This window comes from Chitinophaga filiformis (assembly GCF_021646545.1).
GTDB lineage: Bacteria > Bacteroidota > Bacteroidia > Chitinophagales > Chitinophagaceae > Chitinophaga > Chitinophaga filiformis_A.
The window spans coordinates 684,932-706,588 of the sequence record NZ_JAKIRP010000001.1 but is presented as its reverse complement, the minus strand read 5'-3'; the positions used below and the strand labels follow the sequence as shown (position 1 = coordinate 706,588).

23 protein-coding genes and 1 tRNA gene are annotated in these 21,657 nt (G+C 46.7%); 12 read left to right on the top strand and 12 right to left on the bottom strand.

Features of this window, described 5'->3' with window-relative positions:
* Positions 1-22 precede the first annotated feature (22 nt).
* Positions 23-541 (bottom strand): thermonuclease family protein, encoded by a 519-nt coding sequence (locus L3C95_RS02885; RefSeq protein WP_236384998.1) that lies wholly within the window; start codon positions 539-541, stop codon positions 23-25.
* Positions 542-616: 75 nt separating this feature from the next.
* Here L3C95_RS02885 and proC point away from each other — a divergent pair, with 75 nt between their 5' ends.
* Positions 617-1,417 carry a pyrroline-5-carboxylate reductase gene (gene proC / locus L3C95_RS02880; RefSeq protein ID WP_236384997.1) on the top strand — a complete coding sequence of 267 codons (801 nt, stop codon included), beginning with the start codon at positions 617-619 and terminating at the stop codon, positions 1,415-1,417.
* Position 1,418: 1 nt separating this feature from the next.
* Here the strand turns inward: proC and L3C95_RS02875 are convergent, their stop codons facing one another.
* The 6 genes from L3C95_RS02875 to rimP form a co-directional block, all read right to left on the bottom strand.
* Entirely contained in the window at positions 1,419-1,919 is a 501-nt protein-coding gene (locus L3C95_RS02875) for a SixA phosphatase family protein (protein ID WP_236384994.1), read from the bottom strand.
* 204 nt (positions 1,920-2,123) lie between these two features.
* Positions 2,124-3,851, bottom strand: a complete 1,728-nt coding sequence (locus tag L3C95_RS02870) for an amidophosphoribosyltransferase (RefSeq protein WP_236384992.1) — start codon at positions 3,849-3,851, stop codon at positions 2,124-2,126.
* Positions 3,852-4,105: 254 nt separating this feature from the next.
* The gene (locus L3C95_RS02865) at positions 4,106-5,491 is read right to left on the bottom strand and encodes a peptidylprolyl isomerase (protein ID WP_236384990.1); all 1,386 of its coding nucleotides are present in this window, start codon (positions 5,489-5,491) and stop codon (positions 4,106-4,108) included.
* A 90-nt stretch (positions 5,492-5,581) separates the two neighbouring features.
* Complete coding sequence (infB, locus tag L3C95_RS02860) at positions 5,582-9,148, bottom strand: translation initiation factor IF-2 (protein WP_236384988.1); 3,567 nt, start codon at positions 9,146-9,148, stop codon at positions 5,582-5,584.
* Positions 9,149-9,272: 124 nt separating this feature from the next.
* Entirely contained in the window at positions 9,273-10,520 is a 1,248-nt protein-coding gene (nusA, locus tag L3C95_RS02855) for a transcription termination factor NusA (protein ID WP_199654287.1), read from the bottom strand.
* Between the two features lie 22 nt (positions 10,521-10,542).
* Positions 10,543-11,007, bottom strand: a complete 465-nt coding sequence (gene rimP / locus L3C95_RS02850) for a ribosome maturation factor RimP (RefSeq protein WP_236384983.1) — start codon at positions 11,005-11,007, stop codon at positions 10,543-10,545.
* Between the two features lie 181 nt (positions 11,008-11,188).
* On the opposite strand from rimP, the gene L3C95_RS35190 reads away from it, so the two are divergent.
* The 3 genes from L3C95_RS35190 to L3C95_RS02840 all read left to right on the top strand — a co-directional run bounded on the left by L3C95_RS35190 (position 11,189) and on the right by L3C95_RS02840 (position 12,189).
* Entirely contained in the window at positions 11,189-11,506 is a 318-nt protein-coding gene (locus tag L3C95_RS35190; RefSeq protein ID WP_410682405.1) for a DUF2752 domain-containing protein, read from the top strand.
* A complete protein-coding gene (locus L3C95_RS02845; protein ID WP_236384981.1) occupies positions 11,503-11,847 on the top strand; it encodes an NINE protein in 345 nt (114 codons plus the stop codon). The genes L3C95_RS35190 and L3C95_RS02845 overlap by 4 nt, the downstream gene beginning before the upstream one ends.
* A gap of 90 nt (positions 11,848-11,937) precedes the next feature.
* Positions 11,938-12,189 (top strand): hypothetical protein, encoded by a 252-nt coding sequence (locus L3C95_RS02840; RefSeq protein ID WP_236384980.1) that lies wholly within the window; start codon positions 11,938-11,940, stop codon positions 12,187-12,189.
* A 9-nt stretch (positions 12,190-12,198) separates the two neighbouring features.
* On the opposite strand, the gene L3C95_RS02835 is transcribed toward L3C95_RS02840, so the two are convergent.
* Entirely contained in the window at positions 12,199-12,813 is a 615-nt protein-coding gene (locus L3C95_RS02835) for an HAD family hydrolase (RefSeq protein WP_236384979.1), read from the bottom strand.
* A 154-nt stretch (positions 12,814-12,967) separates the two neighbouring features.
* Here L3C95_RS02835 and L3C95_RS02830 point away from each other — a divergent pair.
* Positions 12,968-13,041 (top strand) — tRNA-Ile (locus L3C95_RS02830).
* Between the two features lie 363 nt (positions 13,042-13,404).
* Here L3C95_RS02830 and L3C95_RS02825 read toward each other — a convergent pair.
* Both L3C95_RS02825 and L3C95_RS02820 read right to left on the bottom strand, forming a co-directional pair.
* On the bottom strand, positions 13,405-13,944 hold the full coding sequence (locus tag L3C95_RS02825; protein WP_236384978.1) for a hypothetical protein: 540 nt from the start codon (positions 13,942-13,944) through the stop codon (positions 13,405-13,407).
* Positions 13,945-14,164: 220 nt separating this feature from the next.
* Positions 14,165-14,479 (bottom strand): hypothetical protein, encoded by a 315-nt coding sequence (locus tag L3C95_RS02820; protein WP_236384977.1) that lies wholly within the window; start codon positions 14,477-14,479, stop codon positions 14,165-14,167.
* A gap of 404 nt (positions 14,480-14,883) precedes the next feature.
* Between L3C95_RS02820 and L3C95_RS02815 the strand changes: the two genes are divergently transcribed.
* From L3C95_RS02815 to L3C95_RS02790, 6 genes are read left to right on the top strand one after another with little or no spacing between them, the layout of a single operon-like run.
* Positions 14,884-15,354 (top strand): YHS domain-containing (seleno)protein, encoded by a 471-nt coding sequence (locus L3C95_RS02815; protein ID WP_236384975.1) that lies wholly within the window; start codon positions 14,884-14,886, stop codon positions 15,352-15,354.
* Positions 15,355-15,378: 24 nt separating this feature from the next.
* On the top strand, positions 15,379-15,822 hold the full coding sequence (locus tag L3C95_RS02810; protein ID WP_236384973.1) for a YHS domain-containing (seleno)protein: 444 nt from the start codon (positions 15,379-15,381) through the stop codon (positions 15,820-15,822).
* Positions 15,823-15,846: 24 nt separating this feature from the next.
* Complete coding sequence (locus tag L3C95_RS02805; RefSeq protein WP_236384971.1) at positions 15,847-16,248, top strand: DoxX family protein; 402 nt, start codon at positions 15,847-15,849, stop codon at positions 16,246-16,248.
* Positions 16,245-16,760, top strand: a complete 516-nt coding sequence (locus L3C95_RS02800) for a DinB family protein (RefSeq protein ID WP_236384970.1) — start codon at positions 16,245-16,247, stop codon at positions 16,758-16,760. Before L3C95_RS02805 ends, L3C95_RS02800 begins: the two co-directional genes overlap by 4 nt.
* Positions 16,748-18,550 (top strand): NRDE family protein, encoded by a 1,803-nt coding sequence (locus L3C95_RS02795; protein WP_236384968.1) that lies wholly within the window; start codon positions 16,748-16,750, stop codon positions 18,548-18,550. The genes L3C95_RS02800 and L3C95_RS02795 overlap by 13 nt, the downstream gene beginning before the upstream one ends.
* Entirely contained in the window at positions 18,547-19,215 is a 669-nt protein-coding gene (locus L3C95_RS02790; protein ID WP_236384966.1) for a LysE family transporter, read from the top strand. Before L3C95_RS02795 ends, L3C95_RS02790 begins: the two co-directional genes overlap by 4 nt.
* Before the next feature lie 16 nt (positions 19,216-19,231).
* On the opposite strand, the gene L3C95_RS02785 is transcribed toward L3C95_RS02790, so the two are convergent.
* Positions 19,232-20,104, bottom strand: coding sequence for a helix-turn-helix domain-containing protein (locus L3C95_RS02785; RefSeq protein WP_236384964.1), 873 nt, complete (start codon positions 20,102-20,104; stop codon positions 19,232-19,234).
* A 125-nt stretch (positions 20,105-20,229) separates the two neighbouring features.
* Complete coding sequence (locus L3C95_RS02780) at positions 20,230-21,108, bottom strand: SDR family oxidoreductase (RefSeq protein ID WP_236384963.1); 879 nt, start codon at positions 21,106-21,108, stop codon at positions 20,230-20,232.
* Between the two features lie 150 nt (positions 21,109-21,258).
* Here L3C95_RS02780 and L3C95_RS02775 point away from each other — a divergent pair, with 150 nt between their 5' ends.
* Positions 21,259-21,636 (top strand): winged helix-turn-helix transcriptional regulator, encoded by a 378-nt coding sequence (locus L3C95_RS02775; RefSeq protein WP_236384962.1) that lies wholly within the window; start codon positions 21,259-21,261, stop codon positions 21,634-21,636.
* Positions 21,637-21,657 lie beyond the last annotated feature (21 nt).

Genomic DNA, 21,657 nt, shown 5'->3' with positions numbered 1-21,657 from the left:
TCAGCAATATAAGTAAAAAGGTCTACGCTGCTTTACGATGTGACTTGTCTTTTCTTTTATCTGCTCTGAACAGCCATGGCGCTACAGGTTTGGAGAGCGACCATAATCCGAGTTTCTGTCTTTTGGCCGTTGTCTGTGCTGCAGCCAGCGGAGCGCTTTTCGAGTATTCAGTATAATGCCACGCATAGCCGTCAGAGATCATTCTGCCATTAATATACTGGCCATCAGCACTGTATACATCCCCTATCCAGCGTTGATATCTATCCTTGCGTAGCAGTTCAACGGTGACTGTTTTATTGAAGCAGAGATCTGCCAGCGCCTGTTTACTTCTCTGGTAGAAATCCTGTCCTTTCTCTGGTGCATCAATAGCGCTCAGGCGGATCTTGTAAGTTGTTTTATTCACCAGCAGTTCAAACGTATCGCCATCCATTATGCGCACCACTTTCCCTTTCACTTTCTTCGGTGGATTGGCAGCGGTGGTGATTTGAGCAAACAGGCATAGGATAAGACATGAGACCACACAATAAAATACTTTCGTCATTGCACGCTGGATTTAGGGATGCGAAGTAACAAATTTTTGTTCTACCTTCCGAAGGATTTAAAGTAATAAGTGAACATGTCTAACAAGAAAATAGCCATCATCGGTGGTGGTAACCTGGGGAAAGCGATAGCACAGGGGCTGCTAAAGAGCGGGTTTTCAACGCCTGCAGACCTGACTGTGACCAAACGTAATCTTGCTTCATTAAGTGATTTGCAATCATTAGGAGTACAGACAATTTCGGACAATGAAGCGGCCATACGCGGTGCCGAGGTCATTGTAGTGGCATTGAAACCATATAACGTGAGAGAAGTACTGTCGCAGGTAAAAACAGCTTTCGATCCCTCCCGCCAGATGCTGATAAGTGTAATAACCGGAGTTTCTATTGACGACCTGGAACAGATAGCAGGCGCCGGTATGCCGGTAGTACGCGCTATGCCCAATACAGCCATTGCCATACAGGAATCTATGACCTGTATCTGCCATAAGAATGTGTCTCAGCAGCAGGAAGTGTATGTGACAGAAATGTTCAATCAATTGGGAGTAGCAGTAAGTATAGACGAAAAACTGATGGACGCCGCGACGGTGCTGGGCGCCTGTGGTATTGCCTACGCATTACGCTTCATCAGGGCCAGCATACAGGGTGGTATTGAGATCGGGTTTGATGCCCGTACAGCAAACCTCATTGCAGCACAGACGGTCAAAGGCGCTGCACAGCTGCTGATCAAGGAAAATCGTCATCCGGAAGAGGAAATAGATAAGGTTACCACTCCTAAAGGCTGCACCATTGCCGGCCTTAATGAGATGGAACATCAGGGCTTCAGCTCTTCACTGATAAAGGGAATTACCGTGTCTTACAATCGGATCGCGAAGGATTAAGTCAGACAACCTCCTGTTTGGGATAATCAAAGAAAAGGAACGACTTCTTCGCGCGGTCAAAATCTTTCCATGACTGGATATTTGCCTGAACAGCGAATACGCCGGAAGTGGGGATATTGTCAATTCTTATCTCCTGGGTTACATAGTTGGCAAAGTCGGTAATACCAGGATTGTGCGCAAAAAGAGCTACTGTATCTATGTCATCATCAATCTTCGTGATCACTTTCAGAAAGGTAGAGGCATAACACAGGTACAACTCTTCCTCCAGCAGGATCGCGTCTTTATCGTAGTGCCACTCTTTGGCCATAAGCCGTGCCGTACTCCTGGTTCGTTTGGCCGGACTGGCAATAAGCAGCTCGGGCATGATGCCCCTTTTTGAGAGGCGGTGTGCCATTTCAGGAGCGTTCTGTTTGCCGCGCTTATTGAGAGGCCTGTCAAAGTCGTCTACGTCAGGGTCATTCCAGCTAGATTTGGCATGACGGATAAGTAATAATGTTTTCATAACAACAATGTTATTATGTAGCAAAAGGGATTTGCTGTTCGCGGTTTGAGTTAGTCTTATTTAATATTAACTAATTTACGGATTTTACTGAAAGTAAGTGTAATACAGGGGGCTCTACCGGTTGGGGAATAGCGGATTTAAAGGAAATTTAATAATGGAGATCTCATAAAAAAAGGGCCCGTTTTAAACGAGCCCTTTATATTTTTAGTATCCTCTTTCATTTTTGCCTTCCATGTAGTTCATGAATGCTTTATTCACTACACGGTTACCTCCCGGCGTCGGGAAGTTGCCGGTGAAATACCAGTCTCCCAGGTTGTTCGGACAAGCCTGGTGCAGGCTCTCGATAGACTGGTAGATGACATCCACTTTAGCATTGATATCGGAAGGAGTAATGATCTCGGCAATCTTGGCAGAGATCTCTTCTGTTGTGAACGGTTTGTAGATATTTCTTACAACGTTCTGTGCGTGCAGGGTATTAGTGCGCTGCAGTTCCATACAGAGGCCATATGCTTCCTGCAGGATGTGTTCCTTGCCATGGTCTTTTAGCAGGGCAATAGCTGCTTTAAAGGCAACAAAATCGCCTATTTTGCTCATGTCAATACCATAGCAGTCAGGATAGCGGATCTGCGGAGCGGATGATACCACGATGATACGTTTTGGTCCCAGACGGTCCAGCATCCTGATGATGCTTTCGCGGAGGGTGGTACCACGTACAATGGAGTCATCTATTACTACCAGGGTATCTATGCCCGGACGCACTGTACCATAAGTGATGTCGTAAACGTGCTGTACCATTTCATTACGGCTGGTGTCGGCAGTAATGAAGGTGCGCATTTTTACGTCCTTAATGGCAATTTTATCTATACGGATACGGCGGTTCACCATTTCCGTCAGTTTTTCTTCGTCAAAGTCTTTACCCCATGACAGGATACGTTCTACCTTAATCTTATTCAGATAATCTTCCAGCCCTTTCAGCATACCGTAGAAGGCAATTTCTGCCGTATTGGGAATAAAGGAGAAGATGGTATTACGCAGGTCGTTGTCTATGCTTTTCAGTACGGTTTCAGACAGGTTGTAGCCTAAAGCAGTACGTTCTTTATAGATCTTTTCATCATTTCCGCGGGAGAAGTAGATACGTTCGAAGCTGCAGGCGCGGCGTTCCTTTGGTGCGAGGATCTGTTCTATGCTGTATTCCCCGTTTTCTTTTACGATCAGGGCATTACCCGGCATGAGCTCCAGTACTTCATTCTCTCCTACATTGAACGCTGTGCGGATAGCGGCGCGTTCAGATGCGGCAACAATGACATCTTCGTTGATATAATAATAAGATGGACGGATACCGTGGGCGTCGCGCATTACGAAAGCATCTCCGCTGCCGATCAGTCCACATACGTGGTAACCTCCGTCAAACATGGAAAACGCCTGCTGGAGGATAGTTTTCACATCCAGTCCGTTACGTCTTTCCTCATCTTCTTTGCTCAGGAAGTGGTGAAGTACTTCCAGCATAGCAGCAAGGTCACTGTTGCGGTGTGTTTCTCCCGGTTCAACGTTCACGAACTTAAACAGTTCATCTACGTTCACCAGGTTGAAGTTACCGGCGAGGGCGAGGTTGCGTGCAGGAATGGTATTGTGACGTACAAAAGGGTGGCAGAGTTCTACGTTGTTCTTGCCCTGAGTGGCGTAGCGGAGGTGTCCCATCATCAGCTCTCCGAGAAAACGTATGTGGCCTTTCATGAGGCCCGGGTACTTGGTGATTTCCGGCTGGTATTTTTCTATTTCGTCTATTTCGTCTCTGACCTTTGCAAAGATATCTCCGATGGCTTGCGGTGCGCTGCTTCGCAGGCGATGCATGAATGGTACTCCCGGTTCTGTGTTCAACTTTACTGTGGCTATACCTGCTCCGTCCTGTCCGCGGTTATGTTGTTTCTCCATCAGGAGGTACAACTTGTTGAGGCCGTAGAAAACTGATCCGTATTTCTGTTGGTAATATGAGAACGGCTTTCTAAGTCTGATAAACGCTAGTCCGCATTCATGTTTTATGGCATCACTCATCCCTATTAGAATTGAAGGCGCAAAGTTACGTGTAAAAAGCGGAACGCCCAACGCTGAATGATAAATGCGGGTTGTCCCTGAAACAACAATCCCCGGCATATATTATGCCGGGGATTGCTATTGAATTATATGTGTTATTGTTTTGCTATACTTCCCATCCATTGGGCAATGTGGTTACACTGTTTGAACTCGTCTTCCACATGGATATAATATGTCGGGATCTTTTCCCTCAGCCATTTATCGCGGGCCTCCTGTTGTTTCAGCTGGAGGGTGCGCTGCTGTATACGGGCATAATCGTCAGTCATATTCTCCCGGTGAGGGTTGGTGCGTGTTTTCAGATAAATAATGCGAATGCCATTACGGCCACCTGGCTGGTCATCGACATATGGCATTGGTTTAGAGATGCCTCCTGGCTTCAGGGTGTCCAGCAGCAGCACGATATCTCTTTCTGACGGCTGGTCCAGCTGGTCGATGGTGATCAGGGTGCTACCGTTCATTCTGTTCTGCAGCATACCACCGTCAAACTTCGACATTGGCAGGTCGCTATATTTAACTACTGCCTCTCCAAATGTCATTTTTCCATTCAGGATGAGCAGACGAACGCTATCCAGTTTTTTAGTCGCTTCTGCCAGATCATTACGGGTCACATTTGGTTTCAGCAGGATGTGCTGTACGGTAATGTTGTCGCCCTGGCGTTTGATACACTGGATCAGGTGATAACCGAACTGGCTTTTTATTGGCGAGGAGATCTCGTTTTCTTTCAGACGGAAAGATGCCGCGAGGAAGTCAGGGTCCCACTGTTTGTCATTTCTGTTCAGGATATACACGCCCTTGTTTTCCTTTGCGCCCGGATCTTCTGAGTAAAGTATTGCCAGACGTCCGAAGTCACTGGTTTTGTCCTGCACCTGTTTCTTGAACTCCAGCAAGCGGTCTATCGCATACTGGTCCATTTCCTTGGTAGCTTTTGGCTGTATTACGATCTGTCCGATCTCGAGTTCAGATTCGTAGAATTGGAGACTATCTTTAGGAATAGCGTCGAAATATTTCTTTACCTCAGATGGGGTCACTTTCACAGATCCTGTGATCTTGTCCTGCATTGCCTTTGCCAGCAGCCCTTCTTTGATAGGCTGACGGAAACGCTCACGCAGCTGGTAAATGGAATATCCTGTTACCTCTTTCATCTTCTCACGGCTGCCGTACAGGTCCTCGAAGTAACGGATACGGTTATCGATCTGACCGTCCACATCTTGTTCACTCACGGGCAAGCTGTCTCTTTCAGCCTGCATCACCATTACTTTCTGAGCGATGATCTGCTCCATTATCATGCAGGGAGCATTGGGAGGAAGGCTACCATCTACAGTAGAACGCTGCAGATTCACCATTTCTCCTTCAATGTCTGATCTGAGAATGATTTTATCCCCCACAATAGCTGCAATTTTATCAGCTACCATTTTCTGCTGGGCTACGGCTACCTGACAAAGAAGTAAAGTACCCGCAGAAAGTGCAAAAATTTTATTCATGTTAACAAGTGCAGTGAAATCCAAAAATAGCCAATAAAAAATAAGCCGCTATTGGGCGGCTTATCTTTTTAACAAAAGTTTATGCTGATATTATAAAGTCCTCTTAACTTCTACTTCTTCGAAGCCTTCCACTATATCGCCCACTTTAAGGTCGCTATAGTTTCTGATACTCAGACCACACTCCATATTGGCGGCAACTTCCTTCACGTCATCCTTGTAGCGTTTCAGAGAGGCCAGTTCGCCGGTGTAGATTACGATACCTTCGCGCACCAGGTTTACACGGGTGTTGCGGGTGATCTTTCCGTCCAGTACGAAGCAACCTGCTACGGTCACCTTGTCGAAACGGTAAGTTTCGCGGATCTCTACGTTGGCGACAACCTTTTTCTCGATCTTCGGCTCCAGCATACCTTCCATCGCGCTCTTCAGTTCGTCGATAGCATCGTAAATGATGGAGTAAGTGCGGATCTCGATGTTCTCTTTCTCTGCCAGTTTGGATGCCTGAGAAGAAGGACGCACCTGGAAACCTACGATGATCGCGTCGGATGCGGTTGCCAGCAATACGTCGGATTCTGTGATCTGACCTACTGCTTTGTGTACCACGCTCACTACGATCTCTTCGGTAGACAGTTTCTGCAGGGAGTCGCTCAGCGCTTCTACAGAACCATCAAAGTCACCCTTGATAATGAGGTTGAGCTGTTTGAAGTTACCCAGTGCAAGACGGCGTCCGATCTCATCCAGTGTGATGTGTTTCTTGGTACGGATACCTTGTTCACGGATGATCTGTGCACGGCGGTTAGCCACTTCTTTTGCTTCGGATTCATCTTCAAACATGCGGAACTTCTCACCTGCCTGCGGAGCACCATTCAGACCCAGCACCTGTACCGGTGAGGAAGGTCCTGCTGCGTCAACACGCTGGCCACGTTCGTTGAACATCGCTTTGATCTTACCAAAGTGAGAACCGGAAGCGATGGTGTCACCCTGATGAAGGGTACCACTCTGTACCAGCACGGTGGCTACGTAACCGCGGCCTTTATCGAGGGAGGCTTCAATTACACTACCGGACGCTTCCCTGTTCGGGTTAGCTTTCAGTTCGAGTAATTCCGCTTCCAGGAGTATTTTTTCCAGCAGGACGTCTATGTTCAGACCGCTCTTGGCAGAAATTTCCTGGCTTTGGTATTTACCACCCCAGTCTTCCACCAACAGGTTCATACCTGCCAGCTGTTCTTTGATCTTTTCAGGATTAGCGCCTTCTTTATCCACTTTGTTGATAGCGAATACCATTGGCAGGCCTGCAGCCTGTGAGTGGGAGATCGCTTCACGTGTCTGTGGCATGATGGCGTCATCTGCAGCGATTACGATGATGGCGATATCCGCTACTTTAGCACCACGTGCACGCATCGCGGTAAAGGCCTCGTGACCTGGGGTATCCAGGAAGGTGAGCTTTTTACCGGAAGACGTTACCACCTGGTAGGCACCGATGTGCTGGGTGATACCCCCTGCCTCGCCGGATACTACGTTAGCGTTACGGATATAGTCGAGCAAGGAAGTCTTACCGTGGTCTACGTGACCCATGATAGTCACAATAGGTGCTCTTGGGATCAGATCTTCCTCGTTATCAGTGATTTCTTCTTCCTCCATTTCATCCGCATCATCTACTCCGATGAATTCCACTTCGTAACCGAACTCTCCTGCTACCAGTTCTATTACCTCTGCGTCCAGACGCTGGTTGATAGACACCATGATACCCAGTCCCATACATTTTGAGATCACTTCAGCAAAGCTTACATCCATCAGGTTGGCGAGTTCACTTACAGATACGAACTCTGTTACCTGGAGTTTATTGCTTTCAGCCCCCTGGTTAGCCATCTGCTCTGCGAGCTCATGGCGTTTCTCACGGCGTTGTTTAGCTTTAGTGTTTTTACCACGGTTACCACCACCAGTCATTTTGGCCATGGTTTCCTTGATCTTATTCTGGATCTCGTTCTTATCGATTTCTTTTTCTTCAGGTTTCCTGTCGCGGTCACGATCACGGTTGAAGTTACCCTGACCACCGGGGCGGTTACCAAAGTTACCACCTGGTCTGTTGCCACCATGTTGTTGTCCGCCTGGTCTGTTACCACCGGGACCACCGCCTGGACGGTTACCACCGCCGTGCTGTTGTCCACCCGGTCTGTTACCACCTGGTCCACCGGGGCGGCCATCGCGGTTAGGCGCGGTGTGTGGTCTGCTAGGACCACTAGGCCTGTTGGTATTGTCGCGGTTTCCACCTGGACGGTTGTCCCTGTTGAAATCTCCACGGTTACCAGGGCCACGGTTATCCGCGTTACCGCCTTTTGAAAGATCGCCTGGCTGAATAGGTTCAGGTTTCTTTTCAACGATGATGCGTTTCCGCTTGCGGTTGTTGTCGGCGTTGTTGTTATTGCCGCCGCCACCGCGGTTGAAATTACTGTTACCCTTATTGTCGCGTCTTTCTGAATGTACAGGCAACTCAATTTTTCCGATCACTTTCGGACCGGTGAGTTTTTCGGCCTGTATATTTTCAATAACGGCTGTACCTCCGTTATCGTCCTGGTCTGATGCAATGTCTGCTGCAACTTCGTCCATATGCTGTGCGGCCGGTTTCTGTGCGGTTTGTTCTTTCGCTTCTGCCGGTTCTTTTGTTTTTTCCTGAGCAGCTGCCGGTTTTTCGGCTGCCGGCGCTTGTTTCTCTTCCACAGCGGGGACAGCAGGTTTTTCAGCAGCAGGTGCCGTTGTTTTTACTTCTTGTACTGGTTGTACGTTTTGTACTGGCTGAACGGGTTGCTGCGGTTTGGCTTCTGGCTGGGCAGGTTTGGCTGCTTCTGCCGGAGGCTGTTGCTGTGCAACGGGTTGCTGTTGTGCCTGCGGTTGCGGAACAGGTTCTTTTGGCCTGTCCTTCTCGCTGGCGGTAGGTTCCGGTTGTTTTGCAACAACTGGTTTCTCCTCCTGTTCCGGCTTTTTAGTTGATGCCGGTGGCGCAGGAGGTCTTTTTGGTTTATTCAGGGCATCCAGGTCGATAGTGGCCACGATTTTCGGACCATTGATCCTGGGTGCGTCTGTTTTTATAACTTCCGGAGTTTCCGGTTGTGTCTGCACAGGCGGCGTTTTCTCAGCAACAGGCTGTTGAGGAGCTACGACGGGTTCTTTAGGGGCCTCTTCTGTTTTAACAACAGGTTTTTCTTCCGCTACCGGTACCGGTCTTGGCTCGGGTTTAGGTTCAGGCTTAGGCTCCGGTTTTGGTTCGGGCTTAGGCTCTGCTTTAGGCTCCGGCCTTGGTTCTGGTTTTGGTTCGGGTTTAGGCGCTTCAACTGCGACCGCGGGTGTGGGTTCCTCTTTAGGAGTTGCTTCTTTCTTCTTGGCTGCTGCCTCTGCTTCTTCCTTCTCTTTCTTCTTCATTGCATCTAACACACTTCCTTTAGGCAGGGCTATCTGATCGCTTTTGCGTTTGTTAGCCTTGTCCTGCTGGAACTCGGACTGCAATGCTGCATACATCTGGGACGTAAGACGGGCGTTGGGTGAGCCAAAGCCCCCCATGTCATAGCCCTTATTAGCAAGGAAATCGATCAACGTTTCCTTACCAATATTGAACTCCTTCGCTGCAGCCAGCAATCGTGGCGTGTTGTTTGTTACTTCAGGCATATTGTAATCTCGGGCCTCCCCATTTTTCCCGTTAGCTAACGGGACTCCTTTTTAACAATTAACAATAACTAAAAAATACTTTCTGTCAAGCAAGCCCACATCCCGGGGAAGTTGTGGTGTGAACCTACTCTTTATCAAATTCTTCCTGTAGTATTCTTCTTACCTCGCTTACAGTTTCCTCTTCAAGATCTGAGCGACGTACCAGCTCCTCAACAGTCAGGTCAAGTACACTGCGGGCAGTGTCACAACCAATACGTTTGAGTTCATCCAGTACCCATTCTTCGATTTCATCGGAGAATTCTCCCAGGTCAATGTCATATTCAGCCTGTTCCTGTTCTTCATCACGGAAGACATCAATCTCATAACCCGTCAATTCGCAGGCCAGTTTAATATTGACACCTTTTTTACCGATTGCCAGGGACACCTGATCTGCTTTGAGGAAAACAGAAGCATATTTATTATCATTATCCACTTCCATACGGCTGATCCTTGCGGGCGTCAATGCACGCTGGATCAACAATTGTATATTAGAGGTATAGTTGATGATATCTATGTTTTCGTTACGCAACTCGCGTACAATCCCATGTATACGACTTCCCTTCATACCTACGCAGGCACCGACAGGGTCAATGCGGTCGTCATAGGATTCAACAGCCACTTTAGCTCTTTCTCCAGGTTCGCGTACTATTTTCTTGATTACGATTAGGCCGTCAAAGATCTCGGGAACTTCAATTTCCAGCAATTTAGCCAGGAAGGTCGGATGGGTGCGGGAAAGAATGATAAGCGGAGCGTTATTCTTCATCTCCACTTTTTTCACTACTGCCCTTACATTTTCCCCTTTCTTGAAATAATCGGTAGGAATTTGTTCAGATTTAGGTAAAATTAACTCATTCCTTTCATCATCAAGCAATAAAACTTCTTTTTTCCATACCTGGTAGACTTCACCTGTTACAATTTCTCCTACACGGTCGGCATATTTCTTTACAAGAATGTTCTTTTTAAGGTCGCCAATACGGGCGGAGAGGGTCTGCTTTGCAGCCAGGATGGCCCTGCGGCCAAAATCCATGATCTCCACTTCCTCGTAAAGGTCTTCCCCTACCTGGTAGTCTGGTTCAACCAAAATGGCTTCCGAATAGGCAATCTGGGCATTATCATCTTCAACCTCACCATCTGCAACAATGGTACGGCGGCGTAAAATTTCCAGGTCACCTTTCTCAGTATTTACAATCACGTCAAAGTTCTCATCAGAGCCATACTTTTTACGGAGAAGAGTTTTGAACACGTCTTCCAACACTTTCATCAACGTAGGGCGGTCAATGTTTTCCGCTTCCTTAAACTCCGTGAATGACTCAATCAGGTTAATACTAGCCATGTTTCGGTTATATTATTATATTTTAAAACACGATGCACACCTTCGTGTGCTTTATTTCACTTAAATTTATTTCAGTTGTTTTTTTCTCTTTTTTCTTGCCAATCAGCTCCTCAATCGTCACCTTTTCTTCCGAAACGGCCAGCAGGGTACCCTCTTTTTCAGAGTTATCCAATAAAGTAACAGCTACTTTACGACCAATGTTCTTAACATATTGACGGTGAAGTTTCAGCGGCTCATCTAGTCCGGGAGAGGATACTTCCAGGGAAAAATCGTTGTCTGGGAACAAATTGGCACCTTCAAGCCTGGTGTACAGGTTCCGGTTAAATGCGACCAGCTTATCTACCGGTACGCCATTATCCCCGTCTACAAAGAGTTTTATGTTGTTTGTGGGCTTTATCCGCACATCTACTACGAAGTATTCCGGATAAGGAGCAAGCATTTCTGTTGCCAGGTCCCGGATGTTTATTATTACTTGTTCATTTGCCATAAAAAAACGAGAAGGGGACCGCTCAGTCCCCTTCGTTAGTATCATTTTCCTATGCAAAATTAGGATTTTATTTTGATCCAAGAACATTTTCTTTAACTTGTAAGAAATAATTTCACGAGAGAAAACGCCCTGTCCGCACAGATTCCGAAAAAAAATAATAACTGCGCCCCTAATACGAAATATGCAAATTAAAGCATACATACAACATGTTAATATAGAGTTGATGATATGGCCAGCGGCCCTATCGCTTTTATTTTTCATGGATCCACACCAGGCCAGCAACGCCAGTTGCTGTATGTTAAAAAGAATGGGAATACCCTGGTGCCCCGGATGTGGCCTGGGACATTCCATTCACTTTTTGCTACATGGAGAATGGCGCACCTGCCTGAAAAATCACCCCCTGGGCCCGTTCGCTGTATTGATATTAACATACCGGACCTTCCAGCTCGCCAGACTGCAATGGCAATCTTTTGCGGAACTTAAAAACCACTATACATGACAGATTTTATCAGCTTACCGGGTATTGAACAGGAAGAGCTTTTATGGCTGCAGGAACTTACCCGCGACTATTCCATTGAAACCCGTCAGCGTTTCCTGGCTATTTATCAAGGGCGGAGAAAAGATCCCCAGGTCATTCTTATCTGCTGCCTCGTCGGTTTGATCGGTCCGGCCGGTATCCACCGCTTCCTGATCAACCAGATCGGCATGGGGATATTATATATTTTGACAATAGGTTTGTGCTGGATCGGTACCATTGTTGATGCAATCAACTACCGTAAACTGACCTGGGAGTACAACAAAAAGGCTGCTCTTCAAAGCGCGGCACTGCTGGGTTTATAACCAGGTTGATCTGCTTTTCCGGCTGTTAAAGAAAACCTAAAGGCCGAATTTTCTCTGCCCAGAAAGCAGATTAACTGCTACATTTGTTACATGATACTGAAATACGCATTTCTAGCATTTGTGTTCTGGTTGCTGTACAAATTTGTATTCGACTTCATCGTGCCTGTATATCAGTCAACCAAACATGTACGCAGACAGATGGGAGATATCCAGGAGCATCTTCGTCGTCAATACCAGCAACAGGAACAAGCCCAGAGACAGGCTGCCCAGACGCAGCAACAGCGCTCCGCCCCTAAAAACGCGGACAAAGGAGATTACCTGGATTTTGAAGAAATCAAATAGTCTTCACTGTTACCTGAAGATATCTGCTATCGTCTTAGGCGGCAGGAGATGGATTGTTTGTATGCCAACAACCCTGGCGCCTTCAACATTGGGAAGTGTGTCATCTATAAATAATGTCTCGGCGGGATCCAGGCCATTCTCATCCAGCACAAACTGATATGCCTCCTTCTCAGGCTTGCGTAACCCGATCAGGTGAGAATAATAAGCTTTATCAAAAAAAGATGCCAGGGAAGGTATTCCCCTGCTGTCCTGTAATATTTTATTAAAGGCATCCAGGTGAATAGCATTCGTATTGCTTAACAGGTATAGCCCATAATGCTGCCTTAACTGCTGTAATATCTGCAACCTGCGTAGCGGAAAGTCCAGCAGCATCGCATTCCATGCATCAATGATCTGCTGGTGCGTGGTGCCCGGCGCTGTGTGTTGCTGCATCTCATTCAGAAATACTTCCGGTTCGATCTTGCCGGTCTCCAAATCGTTAAACACCGTGGTTAGCGTAAACTGGTTGTATAAACTGGTGAACTCTTTTACCCCGAGGTCTTCAAACGCCTTGTAAGTCAGTTGGTAATTAAGATTAATTATAACCCCGCCCAGATCGAAGATGATGTGTTTAATACCTTTCATTATATGAACTGCTGAATGAGAAAGTGCAAATTTATGTGCCGGGAACAAAAAATTCAGAAATGATTGGATAATTGAATAAAAAATAATTAATTTTGCCCTCCCTGAAAAAGGGAACCCACGAGAAAGTTTCAAAATATTCGTTCTGCAAAGAACAGGTCCTATAGCTCAGTTGGTTAGAGCACCTGACTCATAATCAGGGGGTCCCAGGATCATGCCCTGGTGGGACCACGAAATAAAAAGGCTTTCAGCTGATCGGCTGAAAGCCTTTTTTAATGCTTACCTAACCAATTACCTGACATCTATTTAATTAAATCTTTGGAGGTATCGTACGTTGTCCGTTCAATCGGTGATGAAGCTTTTCTGTAGTTTCCTGAGCCTTTGTCAGGATAGTTTCAACCGATTCAAAGATTTTTGCTTTTTCCGGGATAAAGTTGAAAACCCTGGGGGCAAGGCTACGCCTACCCGCTTTTAAGGAGGGAACAACACCTATCAAAATAATTCTTGTTGGCTGGCAAATTGGAGAATGTTGCAGATATGCAGGCAAAACTCTCCAATCAGAAAGAAGCAATTCGTAAGCAGTGACGACGTTTTTTATGTAAGCAGCAATTCCTTCACCGTATATCTCCCTGGCAAATTTTCCACTTCCACAATGACTTTACCGCCTGCTGGCAGCGCAGTTACTTTATAATGCCAATCAACGCCGTTCCAGCCCAAAACTGCCCGCCCACTCTCAGTAACAACACCATCAGCGTCTACTACCTTTACCTCCACTTCCGCTACACGGAATTCATTTTTGGCAGTCACTACCACCTCCTCCTTTTCTAACCTGATACTTTGGATCTCGGGACTGCGGTAAGCATCCTTCACTGCCATATTATAGGCATTTTGTCCTGGCCCTGCCAGCGATGCATAATAGGCTTTCACCTCCGGATCGGCCATCATTAGCTGCGCACGTGCCGAAGCAATGGTCATCCTCTCCCTTGCTTCTAACTGCTTTTGGGTAGGCTTTTTCCTTGAAGGGCCGCGTTTCGTCGCCATAATGATCTGCCCATTCCGTTCGTAGATCGTGAGTTGTTTGCCGAGGGTACCCCGTACAAATTGAAGGAGGATATTGTCTTTAACAATGGCCATAAAAAGGTCTTTTGAGGTTATTAATTACAAGTGTATTGCTTCGCTTCTCTAAGGTACAGATAAGCTTCCATAATCGACAACAAAATGATATTTAGATATCACTTCAATATCGAATGGATATATAAATACCCTTTTGATACCCTTTTAGTACCCTTTTGGAGACCTTTCAGTAAGCTCATCGCAAGCCGATTGCGTACTTCCCGAACCGGAGAAAGGATTACTACCAGGTGTTCAACCTGATCCCTGACTTCTGGCGATTGTAACTCCACGTTTCCTCTCCTCCTACGATATGCATCCGCCGTAGTTCAAATACATACAGCACTAATGATCCCCGCAGGAATGCCTTGGTTGCCACCACTGGCACCGCACGACAGCTATTGCAATGCCCCGCCAGTGATCCATTCACAGGAAGCCGGAGCGAAACGGTAAAAAGTGGGAGCACTAAAACATCCCCTCCTGTCATTTCGGGAAATCTGGATAACTCATCGGGAAGTGATGGCATTGCTTCAACAGCACATACCCGATAGGTTTGCATGTTGGTCCGAATAGCTGTAGCAGATCACAGATTGAATTTATGAGCGCCAGCCATGCCCAAACTGGGTTAAGCATATTTCAGGGTGTGCCTGCATCGTGGATCATGCTGTAGCAGTGGGCTACACCGATGCCCACCTCGTGGATGTTATATTATGTATCGGGGCAAATATGATCTCCAATATGCTGACACGCACCATGAATGTTCAACCGGATGCTCCTCCGGAAATGTAAACGTGATCCCTTACCCAGCTTCGGGCAGTTTAGACAAGTCTTCGGGAAGTGCCGGCATTTTTCGGGGCCGCTGGTCACAGTAGTTTTACAATGTTGTCAGGCAACAGAAAACAGATCTGTTATCCGAAGACAACACTTCATTCAAAACACACATTCTTTAAAACTACAGCAATCATGAAAAAGGTAATTACTGTACTGGTGCTGGCATTGGCATTTGTAACCGGCGCCTCAGCACAACAGACAGCAGATGTACGCAGGAAAGAATACAATGTAGACAAATCAGGGTTAGCCCTGCAGGGATATGATCCTGTGGCCTACTTCACCGATCATAAAGCCGTTGAAGGCAATAAGGATATCGCCACAGTATATAATGGCGTAACATACCGCTTTGCATCGGAAGAACACAGGAAGACGTTTAAAACCAATCCTGAGAAATATGAACCGTTATACGGCGGATGGTGCGCCTATGCAATGGGCGCTACCGGCGAGAAAGTGGAGATCAACCCCAAAACATTCAAGATAGTAGACGGTAAACTCCACGTCTTTTATAACAAGTACTTCAATAATACGCTTGAAAAATGGAACAAGGACGAAGTGCATTTAAAGAGTAACGCGGATAAGAACTGGACCAAATTTGTCAAATAACCACATCAATCTAAAAATATCAAAATGAGGAATCTATTCATCGCCACCTTCATATTATTTCTTGCAGCATGTGGCAGCAATGCGCAAAAAAGAGAGATTTTTTCGCCGGAAGGCAAAGCCATTAAAGGATATGATCCTGTTGCGTTCTTCAGAGAGCAGAAAGCGGTAAAGGGTACTGAGGAACTGTCATATACCTGGAAAGATGCGCAATGGCTGTTCTCTTCTAAAGAGAATCTCGACAGCTTCAAGGCCAACCCGGAACATTATGCGCCACAGTATGGTGGGTACTGCGCCTACGGTACTGCTCACGGACATAAAGCACCTACCGAAACAGATACCTGGACTATTGTGGACGACAAGCTGTATTTCAATTACGATGCGAAGGTTAGAGAAAACTGGATAAAGGATACAAAAGGATTTATTGAGAAGGCTGACAAAGAGTGGGTAAACATAAAAGACAAAGAGTAATCATCAACGACTAAAAATAGTTCTATGATCAAAGTTGTCATTCTTTGGATATTGCGGCTGGTGGCTACGATTATTATGTTGCAGACACTATTCTTCAAGTTTACTGCCGCGCCAGAATCTGTTTACATCTTTTCTACACTGGGTATGGAACCCTGGGGCCGCGTAGGGATCGGCATCCTGGAACTGATCGCATCCATCCTGATCCTTTATCCACGTACAACCGGCTTCGGGGCTGTATTAGCTACCGGATTAATGGCCGGGGCACTCCTCTCCCACCTCACTAAACTTGGTATTGTTGTACAGGATGATGGTGGATTGCTGTTCACATATGCGTTGCTGGTATTTGTGAGCAGCGCTGTGCTGGCGTGGCTGTACAGAGCGCAGGTGCTTCATTTGCTTTTTAAGCCCAAATCTACAGTGTTATGACAACCTCAGTATCACAGGTGACGGCTCCTCTGGCAGGTTTGCTTATGCAATTGCAGGACCTGCTGGAGCACCTTACGGATGAACAGTATGTGTGCCAGATAAAACTACTCTCCAACGCTACGCTCGGACAGCATACAAGGCATATCATTGAGTTTTTTCAGGAGCTGAACGCTGGCTATGGCACCGGAACCGTCGACTATGACAAAAGAAAAAGAGATTACAGCATAGAGACCAGCAGAGCATGCGCCATTAACAGTTTGATAATGGTCATGTCCTCACTGGAGAAAGAAAACAGGAAACTACTCCTGGCCATTGATTACAGCAGTGATAGTGAGGAAGGAGAATTCGTAGAAACAAATTACAGCCGTGAACTGGTCTATAACCTGGAACATACCGTCCATCACATGGCCTTACTGAGAATCGGAGTAAATGCGGTGTCAACCATTGTGCTGCCCGAAGACTTCGGGGTAGCCATTTCTACGCTAAAACACAGGAATGCATGTGTACAGTAACCGTTATACCAACAGCAACAGGCGTTTACCTTACTTCCAACAGGGATGAGCATGCACGTAGAGGGCGTGCATTGCGTCCGGAATATGTCTATGGCGAGGGCTACACATTGCTCTTTCCAAAAGACCCGGATGCCGGTGGTAGTTGGATTGCACTGAAAGACAATGGAGACGCTGTAGTGCTGCTGAATGGAGCGTTTACAAAACACTTGCGTCAACCGCCGTACCGCAGGAGTCGTGGGTTGATATTACTGGATGTAATAGCAGCTCACGACCCTGAACGGCGGTTCGAGGAAACAGACCTTGAAGGAATAGAGCCTTTTACACTGATCCTTTTTGTGAGAGGAAATCTCTGGGAACACCGCTGGGATGGCATCAAAAAACATCGCCTGTTGCTCGATGCAGCGAAGGCCTACATCTGGTCTTCCGTCACTTTGTACGATGAGCTGGAAGCGCGTGAAAGAGAACAATGGTTTAGCGACTGGATCGATCAGCAGCATGTCCAGGTAAATAGTGAAGAGGTCCTTCGTTTTCATCAGTATGCGGGAACGGGCGATGTGAGAAATAACCTGGTCATGAACCGGGAGGATAAGATCAGCACTGTCAGCATTACATCGGTGTATATAGCAGCCGGCCAATTAGAGATGCGATACAAAGATCTGCAGGCAGGAAACGATACAGAGAAGATATTTGTCTTACCGAAAAGTACTGCCACAACTATACGGAACACTGGTGCACGCAAATGGTGGCTATCTGTCCGGAGAATGATGATAAGAATTTTCCACTGGGAATACTGGCCTGCTTACCTTATTTACGGTCCCGTATATGTTTACTGGCTCTGGCTAAGTATAAAAGCCCGGTCCTTGTTTTTCTTCAGCGCCGCTAATCCGGGTATCAGGAACGCGGGTTTTGCACAGGAGCGTAAAAGCGAGATCTATACCCTGATCCCCCGGCAATATTATCCGAAAACACAATTATGCCACTCCGGTACAGATCCGGAAATCATCATCGATCAGCTGAAGGAGGAGACAATGACCTTCCCGTTAATCGCCAAACCGGATATGGGAGAACGGGGTATGCAGGTAAAACTGCTGCATTCCCCGGCTGACCTGGATGAATATTGCCGGTTGAGTAAAGTAGATTTCATCGTGCAGGAATATATTGATTATGAGCTGGAAGCAGGCATTTTCTATTATCGTATGCCGGGAGAGAAGAAAGGACATATTTCCGGTATTGTCGGGAAGGAGTTCCTGTCTGTTACCGGTGATGGACACTTGACCATCGCAGCGTTGCTCGAAAAACAGGACCGGGCATTATTGCAGCTACCTGCCCTGCGTATGACGCTGGGAGCTACGTTGAATATTGTATTGCCCGCCGGAGTCAGTCAGGTGGTAGTGCCGTATGGTAACCACAGCCGGGGCGCCCTGTTCATTGACCAGCGCAACAGGATCAATGCGCAGCTAATTGATGTGATAGACGCTGTTTGTAAACAGGTTCCCGGCTTCTATTATGGCCGTATGGATATTAAGTTTAAAAGTTGGGACGATTTGAATGAGGGCAGGCATTTCTCTATTATAGAGTTAAACGGTGCTGGCAGCGAACCTACGCACATCTATGATCCCGGGCATTCACTGTTATTTGCCTGGAAAGAAATATGCCGGCACTGGAAGATACTGTACAGCATCAGCAGGCTGAATGCGGAACGAAGAGGCCTCTCCTTAATGGATATTACAGAAGGGATTAAAATGTTACAGCAGCACACAAGGCACTTAAAGCGGGTAAGACAGTTATGAAACAGCATAGCAGGATGATAGGATGGGCAATGGGGATCAGTTTTACAGGGTCACTGCCATTGGGTACGCTGAACCTGACTGTAGCCAATTTCAGCTTTGCTGGTAACCTGGCAGGGGCCGCCATGTTTGGCGTGGCGGCCATCATTATCGAGATGCTGCTGGTGCGTATTGCATTGCTGGCAGTGAAACAGCTGGAAAAACTGAAACGGATATTATGGTTCTTTCACCTGATCACGGGAGCGGTATTGTTGCTACTGGCCTTTAATAGCCTTACCGCCGCCTGGCAAAAACAGATGTTCCAGGCCGAAACACCTTTTACCACACTGCATCCGTTTATAATGGGAGTGTTGCTAAGCATTATCAATCCCCTGCATATACCGTTCTGGATAGGTTGGACAGCAGTGCTCAAAGCAAAACATCTGCTGAGTGACAACCGGGTAGCACATAACTTTTACGTGATGGCCATAGGAATGGGAACAGCCCTCGCGTTTTCGGCTTATGCACTGGCAGGCCGGTTACTGATAGACTACCTGGTAGAACAACACGTGCTCCTGAACTGGATATTGGGCATTGTACTGCTGATTACCGGCATGGCGCAACTGTATAAAGCCTTCATTGTGCAGCCTGTCGCGATGATAAGACAGGTAGGCGGCCGTAATGAATAGCACAGCAGCCAGTTATCTAACAACTGTCGTTGCCTGTAAGGATGGAAGGCTTATTGCCGCGGAAATCGGAAGGTGCAAAAGAGGTGAGTTTCTTGAAGAAAACGCTGAAGTGTGCCGCATCTGCAAAGCCCAGTTCATAAGCTATCTCCTTGGATGATTTGTCGGTGTAGAGCAATAGACGTTTGGCCTCAAGGAGGACCCTGTCCTGTATGATGGTCAGCGGCGACTTATCGTTGTATAAGGCAAATAGATTTGCGAGGGTTTTGGGGGAGCGGTTCAGCTGATCTGCATAAAACTTTACACGATGTTCGACCTTGTAGTTTTTCTCTACCAGCAGATTATACTGGCGGACAATGTCCAGTTTTGATGCTGGCAGCTCGTCCTCATTCAGGAATTGCTCTTTCGCCAGACGGGTAATGATAATGATCAGCCTTTTGAGCAACATCTGCAGCATGTCCTGCTGAATGTTGTCGACTGTTTCGAACTCGTCCAGGAATACTTTCAGCAGAAGATCAATTTTATACTGTTTGGCTTCATCGAGTTTAACAAACATCATATCACGGGAACCATAAAAAAGAAAGCCCACACAACTTACCTCCTTATCATGGTCCACGATACAATAGAACGGCCGGTTAAACTGCCATGCAACAATGCACTTCGGATTGGCAAACTGGAAGGTCTGATTAACCATCAGGCAGAGGATGGTATTGGAAGGGAAGTTATATTGTACGCCATCCACCAAGGCTTCCTGGGTTTCTCCCCTGTTCCAGGCAATGGTCAGCAGCTTGTCTTTCCGGTCTTTCCCATAAAAATACCGGTCGAATTCTTCCTCGTCCAATGTCAGCCTGCATTCCCCGGAAGTCTTGTTGTTTTTATATGACAGCTTCATTCAATATGAACACGGTTTTGATTCGAATGTTACGAGGTGTCCGCATCTGTAAAATAAGAAAGTACCCCGGTTTTTAACGAGGTACTTTCTTACTTCATGGTTCGCTGTGTGCTGTATTAGATGATTTATTTCCCTCCGTACACCTGCTGCAGGTATTCTCCTACACTTCCTCCTTTTCTGCCGATCAGTTTTTCCAGATCAGTGCTGACGTTTGCAAACTCCCCTTCTTTGGTAGCCACGCTAAATCCTGCAAACAACCCGATATACTCTGATGGTACACCTACTTTTGCCAACTCGGCTGCAAATACCTCTGGAGTTGGTGATACATAAGAAACATTTTTACCGGTAATGGCAGAGATCTTTGCTGCTATATCCGCATAAGATACTGCTTCAGGTCCGGTCAGTTCGTAGCTGCGGTTCTCATGCCCCTCTCCTGTCAGTACTGCTACCGCTGCCTCTGCCAGGTCGCTGCGCAGCACTAACGCAGATTTACCATCACCAGCCGGCTGGAAGATAACCCCGGTTTCAAATATTTTATCTCCTGCAAAAATTGGTATCATCTCGGTGTATATAGCATGTTTGAGGATGGTATATTTCAAACCGGATGACTTTAACAGATCTTCTGTTAACAGGTGAGTAGAGGCGACAAAATAAATCGGAGATGTGCTTGTTTCATTCTTGCGCTGGAAACTCGTGTATACCACATGACCTACTTTCGCTTCTACCGCTGCACCCACAACGTTTTCATGCTGCGGGCCACGTTTAGCAACATCATTGCCGGATATGAAATACAGCTTGTCAACGTCTTTGAAGGCGTTTACAAGCGAGCTTTTATCATCATAGCTACCTATTGCCACTTCTACTCCCAGTTGTTTGAAAGGGCCTGCTTTTGCTTCATCACGTACTAATACCTTTACGCTGGAAGCTGGTACTTTGCCGAGCAATTTGTCTAATACGATACGACCAAGGTGGCCGGTTACTCCTGTTACTAATATTTTTCCCATTGTCCTTTAATTTACTGTATTGGTTACTTAATTACCTTTACTTACTTTTAGTAAGTCAAAAGTAAGGTGCCTGGAAATGTCTGACAAGAAGGCACCGCGCAGTATGGTTGTTACCTGGGAGTAACTATTGTTGATTATCAATGTTTTAAAATGATGGATATTTTGGAAAAATATCGTTCCTCCGGCGGGGGGAACTGCGCTGTAAGAAATGTATTGGACCGTTTAGGTGACAAATGGTCTATGCTGATCATTCTCGTTCTCGGAAAAGAAGGTACAATGCGGTTCAATCAGCTGCATCATGGGATCGGAGATATTTCCCAGAAGATGCTGACCGTCACGCTGAAGATCCTGGAGGCCGACGGGCTGGTTATCCGTAAAGTATATGCGGAAATCCCTCCCAAAGTAGAATATAGCCTTACCGAAAGGGGGCACTCCCTGGTGCCACATTTAGAGGCGCTGGCTGAATGGGCCGAGACACATATGCAGGGGATCTATGCCTCCCGCGAAAAATATACTGCAGGAGTCTAGTTGCTGGTCTGACGGCGAATT

Excerpts from the sequence above, each read along its gene's own strand:
- L3C95_RS02885 (WP_236384998.1), bottom strand. The coding sequence starts at position 541 with ATGACGAAAGTATTTTATTGTGTGGTCTCATGTCTTATCCTATGCCTG.
- proC (WP_236384997.1), top strand. The coding sequence starts at position 617 with ATGTCTAACAAGAAAATAGCCATCATCGGTGGTGGTAACCTGGGGAAA.
- L3C95_RS02875 (WP_236384994.1), bottom strand. The coding sequence starts at position 1,919 with ATGAAAACATTATTACTTATCCGTCATGCCAAATCTAGCTGGAATGAC.
- L3C95_RS02870 (WP_236384992.1), bottom strand. The coding sequence starts at position 3,851 with ATGGAGAAACAACATAACCGCGGACAGGACGGAGCAGGTATAGCCACA.
- L3C95_RS02865 (WP_236384990.1), bottom strand. The coding sequence starts at position 5,491 with ATGAATAAAATTTTTGCACTTTCTGCGGGTACTTTACTTCTTTGTCAG.
- infB (WP_236384988.1), bottom strand. The coding sequence starts at position 9,148 with ATGCCTGAAGTAACAAACAACACGCCACGATTGCTGGCTGCAGCGAAG.
- nusA (WP_199654287.1), bottom strand. The coding sequence starts at position 10,520 with ATGGCTAGTATTAACCTGATTGAGTCATTCACGGAGTTTAAGGAAGCG.
- rimP (WP_236384983.1), bottom strand. The coding sequence starts at position 11,007 with ATGGCAAATGAACAAGTAATAATAAACATCCGGGACCTGGCAACAGAA.
- L3C95_RS35190 (WP_410682405.1), top strand. The coding sequence starts at position 11,189 with ATGCAAATTAAAGCATACATACAACATGTTAATATAGAGTTGATGATA.
- L3C95_RS02845 (WP_236384981.1), top strand. The coding sequence starts at position 11,503 with ATGACAGATTTTATCAGCTTACCGGGTATTGAACAGGAAGAGCTTTTA.
- L3C95_RS02840 (WP_236384980.1), top strand. The coding sequence starts at position 11,938 with ATGATACTGAAATACGCATTTCTAGCATTTGTGTTCTGGTTGCTGTAC.
- L3C95_RS02835 (WP_236384979.1), bottom strand. The coding sequence starts at position 12,813 with ATGAAAGGTATTAAACACATCATCTTCGATCTGGGCGGGGTTATAATT.
- L3C95_RS02825 (WP_236384978.1), bottom strand. The coding sequence starts at position 13,944 with ATGGCCATTGTTAAAGACAATATCCTCCTTCAATTTGTACGGGGTACC.
- L3C95_RS02820 (WP_236384977.1), bottom strand. The coding sequence starts at position 14,479 with ATGCAAACCTATCGGGTATGTGCTGTTGAAGCAATGCCATCACTTCCC.
- L3C95_RS02815 (WP_236384975.1), top strand. The coding sequence starts at position 14,884 with ATGAAAAAGGTAATTACTGTACTGGTGCTGGCATTGGCATTTGTAACC.
- L3C95_RS02810 (WP_236384973.1), top strand. The coding sequence starts at position 15,379 with ATGAGGAATCTATTCATCGCCACCTTCATATTATTTCTTGCAGCATGT.
- L3C95_RS02805 (WP_236384971.1), top strand. The coding sequence starts at position 15,847 with ATGATCAAAGTTGTCATTCTTTGGATATTGCGGCTGGTGGCTACGATT.
- L3C95_RS02800 (WP_236384970.1), top strand. The coding sequence starts at position 16,245 with ATGACAACCTCAGTATCACAGGTGACGGCTCCTCTGGCAGGTTTGCTT.
- L3C95_RS02795 (WP_236384968.1), top strand. The coding sequence starts at position 16,748 with ATGTGTACAGTAACCGTTATACCAACAGCAACAGGCGTTTACCTTACT.
- L3C95_RS02790 (WP_236384966.1), top strand. The coding sequence starts at position 18,547 with ATGAAACAGCATAGCAGGATGATAGGATGGGCAATGGGGATCAGTTTT.
- L3C95_RS02785 (WP_236384964.1), bottom strand. The coding sequence starts at position 20,104 with ATGAAGCTGTCATATAAAAACAACAAGACTTCCGGGGAATGCAGGCTG.
- L3C95_RS02780 (WP_236384963.1), bottom strand. The coding sequence starts at position 21,108 with ATGGGAAAAATATTAGTAACAGGAGTAACCGGCCACCTTGGTCGTATC.
- L3C95_RS02775 (WP_236384962.1), top strand. The coding sequence starts at position 21,259 with ATGATGGATATTTTGGAAAAATATCGTTCCTCCGGCGGGGGGAACTGC.